This window comes from Methylobacterium sp. 001424705 (genome assembly GCF_059816145.1).
Genome location: NZ_JCBANU010000020.1, coordinates 79,597 through 92,385 on the forward strand (window position 1 = coordinate 79,597; position 12,789 = coordinate 92,385).

Sequence of the window (12,789 nt, forward strand, 5' to 3'; positions counted from 1 at the left end):
CCATGACCGCCCCGAAGCCCGAGATCCGCACCTTCCTGTGCCGCAGCGACAATATCGGGGTCCTGATCCGTGATCCCGCCACCGGCGCCTGCGCCGCCATCGACGTGCCCGAGGCCGGCCCCGTGCTGGCGGCCCTCGACGAGACCGGCTGGACCCTCACCGACATCCTCGTCACGCATCGGCACGCCGACCACGTGGAGGGCATCCCGGAGGTGAAGCGCCGCACCGGCGCGCGGGTGACGGCGCCCCTGAAGGCCGGTGACGCCGTGCCGGAGGTCGACGCCACGGTCGCGGAGGGCGACGTGGTCCGGGTCGGCGACCTCACGGCGCGGGTCTGGGAGACGCCGGGGCACTGCGCCGACCATGTCACCTACTGGTTCGAGGAAGCGGGCGCGGTCTTTGCCGGCGACACCCTGTTCACCCTCGGCTGCGGCCGGGTGATGGAGGCGGAGCCCGCCACCCTGTGGCGCTCCCTGGAGCGCTTCCTGCCGCTGCCCGACGAGACGCAGGTCTACAGCGGCCACGACTACGTGCTCTCCAATGCCCGCTTCGCGCTGGCGGCCGAGCCCGGCAACGCCGCCCTCGCCGTTCGGGCCGCCGAGGCCGAGCGTGCCAGGGCGGAGGGCCGCTTCCTGATTCCCACCACCCTGGGGGCCGAGCGCGCGACCAATCCGTTCCTGCGCGCCGGCGAGCCGAGTCTCGCTCAAAGCGTGGATCTGGCCCCCGGCACCCACCCGTCGGTTGTCTTTGCCGCACTGAGGGCCTGGAAGAACCGGTTCTGAGTCGTTAAAGGGGCGTTACAGCGGGGCTGGTGCTGTCATTGATCTTGGCCTCGTTGGACGATCCGGGGGGAAAATCCGCTTCTCGCGAAGCGGCTCCGCCCAGGAGGGTCCGTCCTGTCCATCCACGAGCCCCGGTGTCCAATTTGATGCAGCCGCCCGGCCCGCCCTTCGCCTTCGGGCACGAGATCGACCTCGGCGAGAGCCGGGGAAGCGAACCTTCGGACGACCGGAAAGCCCCGGAGGGCGCCGTCCGCATCACGGTGCCGCGCGTCGCGCGTCCGGCACCGCGGGCTGCGGCTCCCCTGGCCGTCGATGCGCGGCTGCTCGCCGTCGCCACGGAGCACCTGCGGCGCCTCGGTCCCAAGCGGGTCACCGTGGTGGCCGTCGCCGCCGAAGCGGGCATGACGCATGCCAACGTCTACCGCTACTTCCCGTCGAAGGACGCGCTCCTCGATGCCGTGGCAGGGCGCTGGCTGCGCGACGTCGAGGCGGAACTCGCCCGCATCGCCGATGCGCCGGACCCGGCCGACGACAAGATCGAACGCCTGCTCACCGCCCTGGCCAGCGTCCAGCGCGAGACCCTGGTTCACGAGCCGAATCTCTTCGCCGTCCATCTCGATGCCACCGTGGGCGCCCGGCCCATCGCCCGGCGTCACCGGGTCCGGCTGCGCAGCCTGGTCGAGCGGGTTGTCGAGGAAGGGATCGGGGCCGGCGCCTTCATCGCGCGCGACCGCGAGCGGGCCATCGCCCACATCTTCGACGCCAGCTACCGCTTCACCCATCCGCTGGCGATTCAGCACGATGCCGACCTGCCGCGCGACCTCGTGGAAGCCCGCCTCGGCGCCGTGATTCTCGCGATCCAGAAGGTGCTGCGGACCGGTACCCTCTGAGGCTAAGTGACAGAATTTTTCGTCTGTCACTTGAGGCGCGCTGCCGGGCGGGATCGCTCTCCGTTCGTCTAATTCCTTATCGCGGTTACGCTTTTTCTCGCCCTCGCCGATGCGAAGGCGCCCCCGCCTTGGCCCGAACCCTGCTTTGACGTTCGTGCCTCGGTTGAAGCCCTGGGCCTTTTCGGCCACACACCGCCGCAGCAACGCGCCGGTGGTTTTCAAGCCTTCCAGCGCCGCGACCGCCACGCAAGGACCGGAGGTTCGTTTCCCCCATGGCACGCAGCAAGATCGCGCTCATCGGCGCTGGACAGATCGGTGGAACCCTCGCGCACCTCGCCGGCCTGAAGGAGCTCGGCGACGTCGTGCTGTTCGACATCGCCGACGGCGTCCCGCAGGGCAAAGGTCTCGACATCGCGGAATCCGCGCCCGTCGACGGCTTCGATGCGACCTACACGGGGGCCAGCGACTATGCGGCGATCGCCGGCGCCGACGTGGTGATCGTCACCGCCGGCGTGCCGCGCAAGCCCGGCATGAGCCGCGACGACCTGATCGGGATCAACCTGAAGGTCATGGAGGCCGTCGGCACCGGCATCAAGCAGCACGCGCCGGACGCCTTCGTCATCTGCATCACCAATCCCCTCGACGCGATGGTCTGGGCCCTGCAGAAATTCTCCGGCCTTCCCACCCACAAGGTGGTCGGCATGGCCGGCGTGCTCGATTCCGCCCGCTTCCGCCACTTCCTGGCCGACGAGTTCAAGGTCTCGGTGGAGGACGTCACCGCCTTCGTGCTCGGCGGCCACGGCGACGACATGGTCCCGCTGGTGCGCTACTCCACGGTGGCCGGCGTGCCGCTTCCCGACCTGGTCAAGCTGGGCTGGACCACCCAGGAGAAGCTCGACGCCATGGTCGAGCGCACCCGCAAGGGCGGCGGCGAGATCGTCAACCTGCTCAAGACCGGCTCGGCCTTCTACGCCCCCGCCGCCTCCGCCATCGCCATGGCCGAGAGCTACCTGCGCGACAAGCGCCGCGTGCTCCCCTGCGCCGCCTACCTCAACGGCGAGTACGGCGTCTCCGACATGTATGTCGGCGTCCCGATCGTGATCGGCGCCAACGGCGTCGAGCGCGTCCTCGAGGTCGACTTCAACGGCGACGAGAAGGCGATGTTCGACAAGTCGGTCGGTGCCGTGAAGACCCTGATCGAGGCCTGCAAGGGCGTGAACCCCGCGCTGGCCTAGTTCGACCGTCATTCCGGGCCGCCGACGCGGCGGGCTGGATCGCAACCTGTGTTTCTGGATCCCGGGTTCCGCTCTGCGGCCCCGGGATGACGTTGAGGGTCTCATCCATGAACATTCACGAGTACCAGGCCAAGGCGGTGCTGAAGGAATTCGGTCTGCCCGTCTCGCGCGGCGTGCCGATCTTCAAGCCCGAGGAGGCCGAGGCGGCCGCCAAGGAACTCGGCGGCCCGGTCTGGGTGGTGAAGTCGCAGATCCACGCGGGCGGTCGCGGCAAGGGCACCTTCAAGGGGGCGCCCGCCGGCGCCAAGGGCGGCGTGCGCGTCACCAAGTCCCTCGACGAGGTGAAGCAGTTCGCCGGCGAAATGCTGGGTCAGACCCTGGTCACGATCCAGACCGGCGAGGCCGGCAAGCAGGTCAACCGGCTCTACATCGAGGAGGGCGCCCAGATCGAGGCGGAGTTCTACCTCTCGATGCTGGTCGACCGCGAGACCGGCCGGGTCGCCTACGTCGTCTCGACGGAAGGCGGCATGGACATCGAGACGGTGGCGCACGACACGCCGGAAAAGATCGTCACCTTCTCCGTCGATCCCGCCACGGGCGTGATGCCCCATCACGGCCGCCTCGTCGCCAAGACGCTCGGCCTCACGGGCGCCCAGGCCAAGGAAGCCGGCGACCTCACCACCCGGCTCTACCAGGCGTTCACCGCCAAGGACATGAGCATGCTGGAGATCAACCCGCTGGTGCTCACCGGCGACGGCCATCTCAAGTGCCTCGACGCCAAGATCTCCTTCGACTCGAACGCCCTCTACCGCCACCCCGACATCGTCGCGCTCCGCGACGAGACCGAGGAGGACGCCAAGGAGATCGAGGCCTCGAAGTACGACCTCGCCTACATCGCCCTCGACGGCACCATCGGCTGCATGGTCAACGGCGCCGGCCTCGCCATGGCGACCCTCGACATCATCAAGCTCTACGGCGAGGAGCCGGCGAACTTCCTCGATGTCGGCGGCGGCGCCTCGGAGGAGAAGGTCACGGCGGCGTTCAAGATCATCACCGCCGATCCGCAGGTGAAGGGCATCCTCGTCAACATCTTCGGCGGCATCATGAAGTGCGACGTGATCGCCAACGGCGTGATCGCGGCGGTGAAGGCGGTCGGCCTGCAGGTGCCCCTGGTGGTGCGCCTGGAGGGGACCAACGTCGAGAAGGGCAAGGAGATCATCCGGAATTCCGGCCTGAACGTGATCCCCGCCGACGACCTCGACGACGCCGCGCAGAAGATCGTCGCCGCCGTGAAGAAGGGCTGAGAGACCCCATGTCCATCCTGATCGACGCGAACACCAAGGTCCTCTGCCAGGGTTTCACCGGCAAGAACGGAACCTTCCACTCCGAGCAGGCCATCGCCTACGGCACCAGGATGGTCGGTGGCACCAGCCCGGGGAAGGGCGGCTCCAAGCACCTCAACCTGCCGGTCTTCGACACGGTGGCGGAAGCCCGCGAAGCCACGGGCGCCGACGCATCCGTGGTCTACGTGCCGCCGCCGGGGGCGGCGGACGCGATCTGCGAGGCGATCCAGGCGGAGATCCCGCTCATCGTCTGCATCACGGAGGGCATTCCGGTGCTCGACATGGTGCGGGTCAAGCGCGCGCTCGAAGGCTCGAAGTCCCGCCTCGTCGGCCCGAACTGCCCCGGCATCGTCACCGCAGGCCAGTGCAAGATCGGCATCATGCCGGCCAACATCTTCAAGCCGGGCTCGGTGGGCATCGTCTCCCGCTCCGGCACGCTGACCTACGAGGCCGTGTTCCAGACCACGAATGCCGGCCTCGGCCAGACCACCGCGGTGGGCATCGGCGGCGACCCGGTGAAGGGTACGGAGTTCATCTCCATGCTCGAGCTGTTCCTCGCCGACGACAAGACCGAGTCGATCGTCATGATCGGCGAGATCGGCGGCTCGGCCGAGGAAGAGGCGGCGCAGTTCCTGGCCGACGAGGCCAAGCGCGGCCGCAAGAAGCCCATGGTCGGCTTCATCGCCGGCCGCACGGCGCCTCCGGGCCGTCGCATGGGTCACGCGGGCGCCATCATCTCGGGCGGCAAGGGCGGCGCCGAGGACAAGATCGCCGCGATGGAAGCGGCCGGAATCCGGGTCTCGCCTTCGCCGGCGCGCCTGGGCAGCACCCTCGTCGAGGTTCTGCGCGGCTGACACGCGCGGGACGCGGGCCTCGCGTTGGTCGACGTTCAGGTCCGCGACCCCATCTGACGAACGAGCGACGCGAGCCCGAGGAGGCCCGCGTCTTTCCCGGTACATCCGATCCCGGCCGCGATCCGCGCGGATGGGGTCGGGCAGGGGGCCTTCCCGGCGGAGGACCCCGCACAGCGGCAGGATGACCCGAACGATGGCACGCCAGGACGCGCTCGAAACCTCGTTCCTCTACGGTGGCAACGCCGCCTACATCGAGGAGCTGCAGGCGGCCTACGCCCGCGATCCGAACGCGGTCGATCCGGAGTGGCAGACGTTCTTCCGGTCCCTGAACGAGGACAAGGGGCTTGCGGAGAAGAACGCGGCCGGCGCCTCGTGGGAGCGGCCGAACTGGCCGATCCACGCCAATGGCGAGATCGTCTCGGCGCTGGACGGCAACTGGGCCACCGTCGAGAAGGCGATGGGCGACAAGATCCGCGCCAAGTCAGACACCGCGTCGGCCCCGACCAAGGGCGCCGTCATCGCCTCCGCCCCCGGGATCTCGGTGGAGCAGGCGACGAAGGATTCGGTCCGCGCGATCATGCTGATCCGCGCCTACCGCATGCGCGGCCACCTGCACGCCAAACTCGATCCTCTCGGCCTCGCCCCCCGCGGCGACCACGAGGAGCTGCATCCGCAGCATTACGGCTTCGAGGAGAAGGACTGGGACCGTCCGATCTTCCTCGACAACGTGCTCGGCCTCGAATTCTCGACCATTCGCGAGATCGTCGAGATCCTGGAGCGCACCTACTGCCAGACCCTCGGCGTCGAGTTCATGCACATCTCCAACCCGGAGGAGAAGGCCTGGATCCAGGAGCGCATCGAGGGCAAGGGCAAGGAGATCACCTTCACCCCCGAGGGCCGTCGCGCGATCCTGAACAAGCTGATCGAGGCGGAAGGCTTCGAGAAGTTCCTCGATCTCAAGTACACCGGCACCAAGCGCTTCGGCCTCGACGGCTCGGAGGCGATGATCCCGGCGCTGGAACAGATCATCAAGCGGGGCGGTGCCCTCGGCGCCGAGGAGATCGTCGTGGGCATGGCCCATCGCGGCCGCCTCAACGTGCTCACCAACGTGATGGCCAAGCCCTTCCGGGCGGTGTTCAACGAGTTCAAGGGCGGCTCGGCCAACCCGGCCGAGGTCGAGGGCTCCGGCGACGTGAAGTACCATCTCGGTGCCTCGTCGGACCGCGCCTTCGACGGCAACAACGTCCACCTTTCGCTCACCGCCAACCCGTCGCACCTCGAGATCGTCGATCCCGTCGTGCTCGGCAAGGTGCGCGCCAAGCAGGACCAGCGGGCCAAGCCCACGGTGGAGCGCACCCGCGTGGTGCCGCTGCTCATCCACGGCGACGCGGCCTTCGCGGGTCAGGGCGTGGTGGCCGAGTGCCTCGGCCTGTCCGGCCTGAAGGGCCACCGCACCGGCGGCTCGATCCACTTCATCATCAACAACCAGATCGGCTTCACCACCGATCCGCGCTTCTCGCGCTCCTCGCCCTATCCGTCCGACGTGGCGAAGATGGTCGAGGCGCCCATCTTCCACTGCAACGGCGACGACCCGGAGGCCGTCACCTTCGCGGCCAAGATCGCGATCGAGTATCGCCAGAAGTTCGGCAAGCCGGTCGTCATCGACATGCTCTGCTACCGCCGCTTCGGCCACAACGAGGGCGACGAGCCGGCCTTCACCCAGCCGAAGATGTACCAGCGCATCCGCAAGCACCCGACCGCGCTGGAGACCTACGGCAAGAAGCTCGTCGCCGAGGGCGTGGTGAGCCAGGAGCAGCTCGACGCGCGCAAGGCCGAGTTCCGCGCCGTGCTCGACGCCGAGCTGGAGGTCGCGACGAACTACAAGGCCAACAAGGCCGACTGGCTCGACGGTCGCTGGGCCGGCTTCAAGGCCGTGCGCGAGGACGTGGACGATCCGCGCCGCGGCAAGACCGGCGTGCCGGTGGAGACCCTGCGCGAGATCGCCCAGCGCATCACCACGCCGCCGCCCGGCTTCCACCTGCACCGCACGATCCAGCGCTTCTTCGACAACCGCGCCAAGGCGGTGGAATCGGGCCAGGGCATCGATTGGGCGACCGCCGAGGCCCTGGCCTTCGGCTCGCTCCTCATCGAGGGCCACCGCGTCCGCCTCTCGGGCCAGGACGTGGAGCGCGGCACCTTCTCGCAGCGCCACGCGGTGGTGATCGACCAGGAGAACGAGCAGCGCTACACCTCGCTGAACTCGATCCGTGAGGGCCAGGCCAGCCTGGAGGTCATCAACTCGATGCTGTCCGAGGAGGCGGTGCTCGGCTTCGAGTACGGCTACTCCGCGGCCGAGCCCAACGCCCTGGTGCTGTGGGAGGCGCAGTTCGGCGACTTCGCCAACGGCGCCCAGGTGGTCATCGACCAGTTCATCTCGTCGGGCGAGCGCAAGTGGCTGCGCATGTCGGGCCTGACCCTGCTGCTGCCGCACGGCTACGAGGGCCAGGGCCCGGAGCACTCCTCCGCCCGCTTGGAGCGCTTCCTGCAGATGTGCGCCGAGGACAACATGCAGGTCGCCAACTGCACCACGCCCTCGAACTACTTCCACATCCTGCGCCGCCAGCTGCACCGCGAGTTCCGCAAGCCTCTGATCCTGATGACGCCGAAGTCGCTCCTGCGGCACAAGAAGGCGGTCTCGCCGATCGAGGCGATGGCGGACGGTTCGAGCTTCCACCGCGTGCTCTGGGACGATGCCGAGCGCGACGAGGACGGCATCAGGCTCGTGAAGGACGACAAGGTCCGGCGCGTCGTGCTGTGCTCGGGCAAGGTCTATTACGACCTCTACGACGAGCGCGAGAAGCGCGGCGTCAACGACGTGTACCTGATGCGCGTCGAGCAGCTCTACCCGTTCCCCCTGAAGGCGCTCGCGGGCGAGATGGGGCGCTTCCGGAACGCCGAGGTGGTGTGGTGCCAGGAGGAGCCGAAGAACATGGGCTCCTGGGCCTTCGTCGAACCCTATCTCGAATGGGTGCTGGGCCAGGCCCAGTCGCCGGTGAAGCGCGCGCGCTACGTCGGTCGCCCGGCCTCCGCCTCCACGGCGGTGGGCATGCTCTCGAAGCACCAGGCCCAGCTCCAGGCCTTCCTCAACGAGGCGCTGGCGGTCTGACCGCCGGCCCCTCCTCCACGCTACTCGCCCCCACGTTTCGCGATCCGAGGGCGCCGCCGAGCGGCGTCCCAAACCCTCCGGACGGACACTGAACCATGGCAACCGATATCGTCGTCCCGACCCTGGGCGAATCCGTGAGCGAGGCCACCATCGGCCGCTGGTTCAAGAAGCCGGGCGACGCCGTGGCGGCCGACGAGCCCCTGGTGGAACTCGAGACCGACAAGGTCACCCTCGAGGTGAACGCGCCGGCCGCGGGCCAGCTCGGCGAGATCCTGGCCAAGGACGGCGAGACGGTGGAGCCCGGCGCGCTCCTCGGTTCGATCGTCGAGGCCGGGGCCGGCGGCGGCAAGGCCGCGGCGCCGAAGAAGGCCGAAGCCAAATCCGAGAGCAAGGCCGAGACCAAGCCGGCGGAAGCGCCCGCCCAGGAGTCGTCGGCCGGCTACGGCAACCACGGCGACGCCGCGCCCCAGGCCACCCGCGAGTCCGGCGACCACGGCCCCGCGGTCGCCAAGATGGCCCGCGAGTCCGGCATCGATCCTGCGACCCTGAACGGCAGCGGCAAGGACGGCCGCGTGACCAAGGGCGACATGCTCGAGGCCACGTCGAAGGCTCCCGCCGCGCCGACCCCGGCCCCCGCGCGGGAGGCCAAGCCCGCCGCCCCGCGCGCGCCCTCGAAGCCCGACGATGCGGCGCGCGAGGAGCGCGTTCGCATGACGAAGCTGCGCCAGACCATCGCCCGCCGTCTCAAGGACGCGCAGGACACCGCCGCGATGCTGACGACGTTCAACGACGTCGACATGTCGGCCGTGATGGCGATGCGGAGTCAGTACAAGGACATCTTCGAGAAGAAGCACGGCACCAAGCTCGGCTTCATGGGCTTCTTCACCAAGGCGGTGATCGGCGCCCTCAAGGATGTGCCGGCGGTGAACGCCGAGATCGACGGGCAGGATCTCGTCTACAAGAACTACTACCACATCGGCATCGCCGTCGGCACGGACAAGGGCCTCGTGGTGCCGGTGGTGCGCGACGCCGACGACCTGTCGATCGCCGGCATCGAGAAGAAGATCGCCGGCTTCGGCAAGAAGGCCCGCGACGGCAAGCTCTCCATCGACGAGATGCAGGGCGGGACCTTCACGATCACCAACGGCGGCATCTACGGCTCGCTGATGTCGACCCCGATCCTCAACGCGCCGCAATCCGGCATCCTCGGCATGCACCGCATCGAGGAGCGCCCCGTGGTGCGCGCCGGCAAGATCGAGGCGCGGCCGATGATGTACCTCGCCCTGTCCTACGATCACCGCATCGTCGACGGGAAGGAGGCCGTGACCTTCCTCGTGCGCGTCAAGGAGGCGCTGGAGGATCCGGCACGCCTCGTGCTCGACCTCTAAGGCCCGGCAGCTGCCGTCCGCCGGCCACGCCCCCGCGTGGCCGGACGCTTCCGCGCGCTTCGTCCATCGATGGTGGGGCATGACCCGCCGCCCAATCCAGCGAGTCAGATTCCCATGTCCTACGATCTCGTCGTCATCGGCACCGGCCCCGGCGGTTACGTCTGCGCCATCCGCGCCGCCCAGCTCGGCCTTAAGACGGCCGTGGTGGAGAAGCGGGCCGCCCATGGCGGCACCTGCCTCAACGTCGGCTGCATCCCCTCGAAGGCCCTGCTGCACGCCTCGGAAGCGTTCGAGGAGGCGGGCAAGCACTTCGCCGACATGGGCGTGATCGTGAGCGCGCCCGAGCTCGACCTCGCGAAGATGATGACGTTCAAGCAGGACGGCGTCGACGGCAACACCAAGGGCGTCGAGTTCCTGCTCAAGAAGAACGGCATCGACGCCTATCGCGGCACCGCGCGGCTGGCCGGTGCGGGGCGCGTCGAGGTGCTCTCCGAGGATGGCGGCAACCAGCTCCTGGAGACGAAGAACGTCGTCATCGCCACGGGCTCGGACGTCACGAAGCTTCCCGGCGTCACCATCGACGAGACCGTCGTCGTCTCTTCCACCGGCGCGCTCACCCTGGAGAAGGTGCCGGGCAAGCTCCTCATCATCGGCGCCGGCGTCATCGGCCTCGAGCTCGGCTCGGTCTGGCGCCGCCTCGGCGCCGAGGTCACCGTGGTCGAGTATCTCGACCGGATCCTGCCGGGCATGGACGGCGAGGTCGGCAAGCAGTTCCAGCGCATCCTCGGCAAGCAGGGCATGCAGTTCAAGCTCTCGTCCAAGGTCACCGGCGTCGCCGTCGAGGACGGGACCGCCGCCGTCACGGTGGAGCCCGCCGCCGGCGGCGAGGCCGAGACGCTGACCGCCGACGTGGTGCTCGTGGCCATCGGCCGGGTGCCCTACACCGAGGGCCTCGGTCTGGAGACGGTGGGGGTCGGCCTCGACAACAAGGGCCGCATCCAGACGGACAGCCACTACGCCACCAACGTCACGGGCATCTACGCCATCGGCGACGTCATCGCCGGGCCGATGCTGGCCCACAAGGCCGAGGACGAGGGGGTGGCGGTGGCCGAACTGCTGGCCGGCCAGTCCGGCCACGTGAACTACGGCGTGATCCCGAACGTGGTCTATACCTATCCGGAGGTCGCTTCGGTCGGGAAGACCGAGGAAGAGCTCAAGAAGGACGGCATCGCCTACAACAGCGGCAAGTTCCCCTTCACCGCCAACGGCCGCGCCAAGGTGAACCACACCACGGACGGATTCGTGAAGATCCTGGCCGACGCGACCACCGACCGCGTCCTCGGCGTCCACATCGTCGGGGCCGATGCCGGCAACCTGATCGCGGAAGTCGCGGTGGCGATGGAATTCGGCGCCTCGGCCGAGGACGTCGCCCGCACCTGCCACGCCCACCCGACGCTCACCGAGGCGGTCAAGGAAGCCGCCCTCGCGGTCGGAAAGCGCGCGATTCACATCTGAGCCATACGCCGTCCCGAGAGCGGAAACGGCCGTCGCTTCGCAAGCGGCGGCCGTTTCCGTTCAGGGCTTTGGGCCGCGAGCCGCTCGACCGTCCGGAGCCCGATCAGGGGGCTTGCTCAGGGGGCTTGGTCAAGGGGCTTGGCAGGCCATCACCTCGGCGGCCTGGGCCACGCTGAGGGCGCGTTCGCGAACCTGCCGCGAGAGGCCCGGCCGCTCGGAGACGGCGGACGCTTCCCGCTGGAGGCGGACGTTGCAGGCGCAGGACCGATGCCCGGCCGCGTCGAAGCAGGCATCGTGGCGCTGGCAGGCCGCATCGAGGTCGTCGGTGGGCGGCAGGCCCTCGCCCCGTTGGCCGGTCCCACAATAATTGCCGTGGAACAGGGCCTTGCCCGCCAGAACCTGCGCGAGATCGGCCTTGGGCAGGGGCGGCTCATCGGGTCGGTCGACCGGGGTCAGGTCGTTGGCCGGGCCACCGGCTCGGTCGGCCGAGCCGCGAAGCGCCCTGGGAATGCCGGAGTTCGGGCCGGGCTGGTTCAGGGGCTCGCCGGCCCGTCCGTTGGAATCGGCCAGGTCCGGCAAGGGCGGTGGCGGTCCTGGGCGCACCTCTTCCGCCTCGACGGCCGGTGCCTCCGTCGTGGTCTGGGCCGGTGCTTCCCGGGCCGTCAACAGCAGCAAGGCGGCGATCGCTACGGCGAGGGTGCGAAACCTGTCGGTCAAGGCTCGATCGTCTCCTGTCCCCCCAGACTCCTCCAGCGACGGCCCGGGGCGGGGATGATCCGGTCTCGGATGGATCGTCCCCGTGGGCCACGGAGGCGTCCCCGTCGGTCGGCAGATACGGCGAAGGTGGTGATTCCGTTCCACCCGCGATGATCCGCCCGTTGGCTCTGCGGTGCAGGCGATCGGCTCCCAGAGGTGATTGACAGGCCGGGGCGCGTGCGACCTCTGACGGGGTCAGCAGGCACCGGGAGAAGAATCATGAAGGTCGTGGCGGATCTGTGCATCGTTCCGATGGGCGTCGGCCCCTCGGTCTCGCCCTACGTGAAGGAGATCAAGGCGATCATCGACGCCAGTCCCCTCCATGCCGAGATGCATGCCAACGGGACCAATATCGAGGGCGAACTCGGCGATATCTGCGCCCTCATCGAAGCCTGCGAGGCCAGATTGAGCGAGATCGGCGTGCAGCGGGTCTTCTTCACCATGGCGTTCTCGTCGCGACGCGACAAGGACCAGTCCATGGCGGACAAGCTGAAGGCTGTTCTCTGACCATGACCCGCCACGGCGGGGATCGTCACGGCTTCGCTGGATCCGGTTTCGGTCGATCGAGCCTCTCGCCCGCCTCGCATTCCCGCAGGAAGGTCTCCCGGTGGGCGCTGGCGAGCCTGTTCTCGTCGGCCTGCGCCGCGCAGACCGCCTCGTCGCGCGCCTGCCCGGTGGCGGCCGGGGAGGGGGGCGGCGTCTGAGCCGAGGCCGGGGTCGCCAGCCCGAGGGCCAGGAGCAGGATGTGACGATGCCGGGTTGCCATGGGGGGTCCTTCCGTCCTGTGCGCCGTCCTGTTCGGTCCGCATGCCTGGGCAACGCGGCCGGGAGGCCCTTGATCCGCCGGCCGCCCGGACGGC

The 12,789-nt window shown here is 69.0% G+C and carries 11 protein-coding genes; 9 read left to right on the forward strand and 2 right to left on the reverse strand.

Going from position 1 to position 12,789, the window contains the following annotated elements:
• The first annotated feature begins 2 nt into the window (after nucleotides 1-2).
• From gloB to lpdA, 8 genes are all read left to right on the forward strand, one after another.
• Nucleotides 3-782, forward strand: coding sequence for a hydroxyacylglutathione hydrolase (gene gloB / locus AC6EUL_RS15670; RefSeq protein ID WP_499871158.1), 780 nt, complete (start codon nucleotides 3-5; stop codon nucleotides 780-782).
• Nucleotides 783-928: 146 nt separating this feature from the next.
• Nucleotides 929-1,672 carry a TetR family transcriptional regulator gene (locus AC6EUL_RS15675; protein ID WP_082487423.1) on the forward strand — a complete coding sequence of 248 codons (744 nt, stop codon included), beginning with the start codon at nucleotides 929-931 and terminating at the stop codon, nucleotides 1,670-1,672.
• Nucleotides 1,673-1,944: 272 nt separating this feature from the next.
• Complete coding sequence (gene mdh, locus AC6EUL_RS15680) at nucleotides 1,945-2,907, forward strand: malate dehydrogenase (RefSeq protein WP_056218199.1); 963 nt, start codon at nucleotides 1,945-1,947, stop codon at nucleotides 2,905-2,907.
• Between the two features lie 107 nt (nucleotides 2,908-3,014).
• Nucleotides 3,015-4,211 carry an ADP-forming succinate--CoA ligase subunit beta gene (gene sucC, locus AC6EUL_RS15685; protein WP_056276566.1) on the forward strand — a complete coding sequence of 399 codons (1,197 nt, stop codon included), beginning with the start codon at nucleotides 3,015-3,017 and terminating at the stop codon, nucleotides 4,209-4,211.
• An 8-nt stretch (nucleotides 4,212-4,219) separates the two neighbouring features.
• Entirely contained in the window at nucleotides 4,220-5,104 is an 885-nt protein-coding gene (sucD, locus tag AC6EUL_RS15690) for a succinate--CoA ligase subunit alpha (protein ID WP_056218190.1), read from the forward strand.
• 193 nt (nucleotides 5,105-5,297) lie between these two features.
• Entirely contained in the window at nucleotides 5,298-8,270 is a 2,973-nt protein-coding gene (locus AC6EUL_RS15695) for a 2-oxoglutarate dehydrogenase E1 component (protein WP_056218187.1), read from the forward strand.
• A 95-nt stretch (nucleotides 8,271-8,365) separates the two neighbouring features.
• Complete coding sequence (odhB, locus tag AC6EUL_RS15700; RefSeq protein WP_499871162.1) at nucleotides 8,366-9,658, forward strand: 2-oxoglutarate dehydrogenase complex dihydrolipoyllysine-residue succinyltransferase; 1,293 nt, start codon at nucleotides 8,366-8,368, stop codon at nucleotides 9,656-9,658.
• Between the two features lie 114 nt (nucleotides 9,659-9,772).
• Complete coding sequence (lpdA, locus tag AC6EUL_RS15705; RefSeq protein WP_499871164.1) at nucleotides 9,773-11,173, forward strand: dihydrolipoyl dehydrogenase; 1,401 nt, start codon at nucleotides 9,773-9,775, stop codon at nucleotides 11,171-11,173.
• A 129-nt stretch (nucleotides 11,174-11,302) separates the two neighbouring features.
• Here lpdA and AC6EUL_RS15710 read toward each other — a convergent pair whose 3' ends face one another.
• Nucleotides 11,303-11,890: a phospholipase A2 family protein gene (locus tag AC6EUL_RS15710; protein WP_499871166.1), complete on the reverse strand. Its 588-nt coding sequence runs from the start codon at nucleotides 11,888-11,890 to the stop codon at nucleotides 11,303-11,305.
• 258 nt (nucleotides 11,891-12,148) lie between these two features.
• Between AC6EUL_RS15710 and AC6EUL_RS15715 the strand changes: the two genes are divergently transcribed.
• Nucleotides 12,149-12,436, forward strand: a complete 288-nt coding sequence (locus tag AC6EUL_RS15715) for an MTH1187 family thiamine-binding protein (protein WP_056218179.1) — start codon at nucleotides 12,149-12,151, stop codon at nucleotides 12,434-12,436.
• A gap of 25 nt (nucleotides 12,437-12,461) precedes the next feature.
• On the opposite strand, the gene AC6EUL_RS15720 is transcribed toward AC6EUL_RS15715, so the two are convergent.
• The gene (locus tag AC6EUL_RS15720) at nucleotides 12,462-12,695 is read right to left on the reverse strand and encodes a hypothetical protein (RefSeq protein ID WP_056276577.1); all 234 of its coding nucleotides are present in this window, start codon (nucleotides 12,693-12,695) and stop codon (nucleotides 12,462-12,464) included.
• Between the last annotated feature and the right edge of the window lie 94 nt (nucleotides 12,696-12,789).

Bases quoted from the DNA above. Each gene is read 5' to 3' on its own strand.
- AC6EUL_RS15675 (WP_082487423.1), top strand. From the start codon at position 929: ATGCAGCCGCCCGGCCCGCCCTTCGCCTTCGGGCACGAGATCGACCTC.
- mdh (WP_056218199.1), top strand. From the start codon at position 1,945: ATGGCACGCAGCAAGATCGCGCTCATCGGCGCTGGACAGATCGGTGGA.
- odhB (WP_499871162.1), top strand. From the start codon at position 8,366: ATGGCAACCGATATCGTCGTCCCGACCCTGGGCGAATCCGTGAGCGAG.
- AC6EUL_RS15695 (WP_056218187.1), top strand. From the start codon at position 5,298: ATGGCACGCCAGGACGCGCTCGAAACCTCGTTCCTCTACGGTGGCAAC.
- lpdA (WP_499871164.1), top strand. From the start codon at position 9,773: ATGTCCTACGATCTCGTCGTCATCGGCACCGGCCCCGGCGGTTACGTC.
- sucD (WP_056218190.1), top strand. From the start codon at position 4,220: ATGTCCATCCTGATCGACGCGAACACCAAGGTCCTCTGCCAGGGTTTC.
- AC6EUL_RS15715 (WP_056218179.1), top strand. From the start codon at position 12,149: ATGAAGGTCGTGGCGGATCTGTGCATCGTTCCGATGGGCGTCGGCCCC.
- sucC (WP_056276566.1), top strand. From the start codon at position 3,015: ATGAACATTCACGAGTACCAGGCCAAGGCGGTGCTGAAGGAATTCGGT.
- gloB (WP_499871158.1), top strand. From the start codon at position 3: ATGACCGCCCCGAAGCCCGAGATCCGCACCTTCCTGTGCCGCAGCGAC.
- AC6EUL_RS15720 (WP_056276577.1), bottom strand. From the start codon at position 12,695: ATGGCAACCCGGCATCGTCACATCCTGCTCCTGGCCCTCGGGCTGGCG.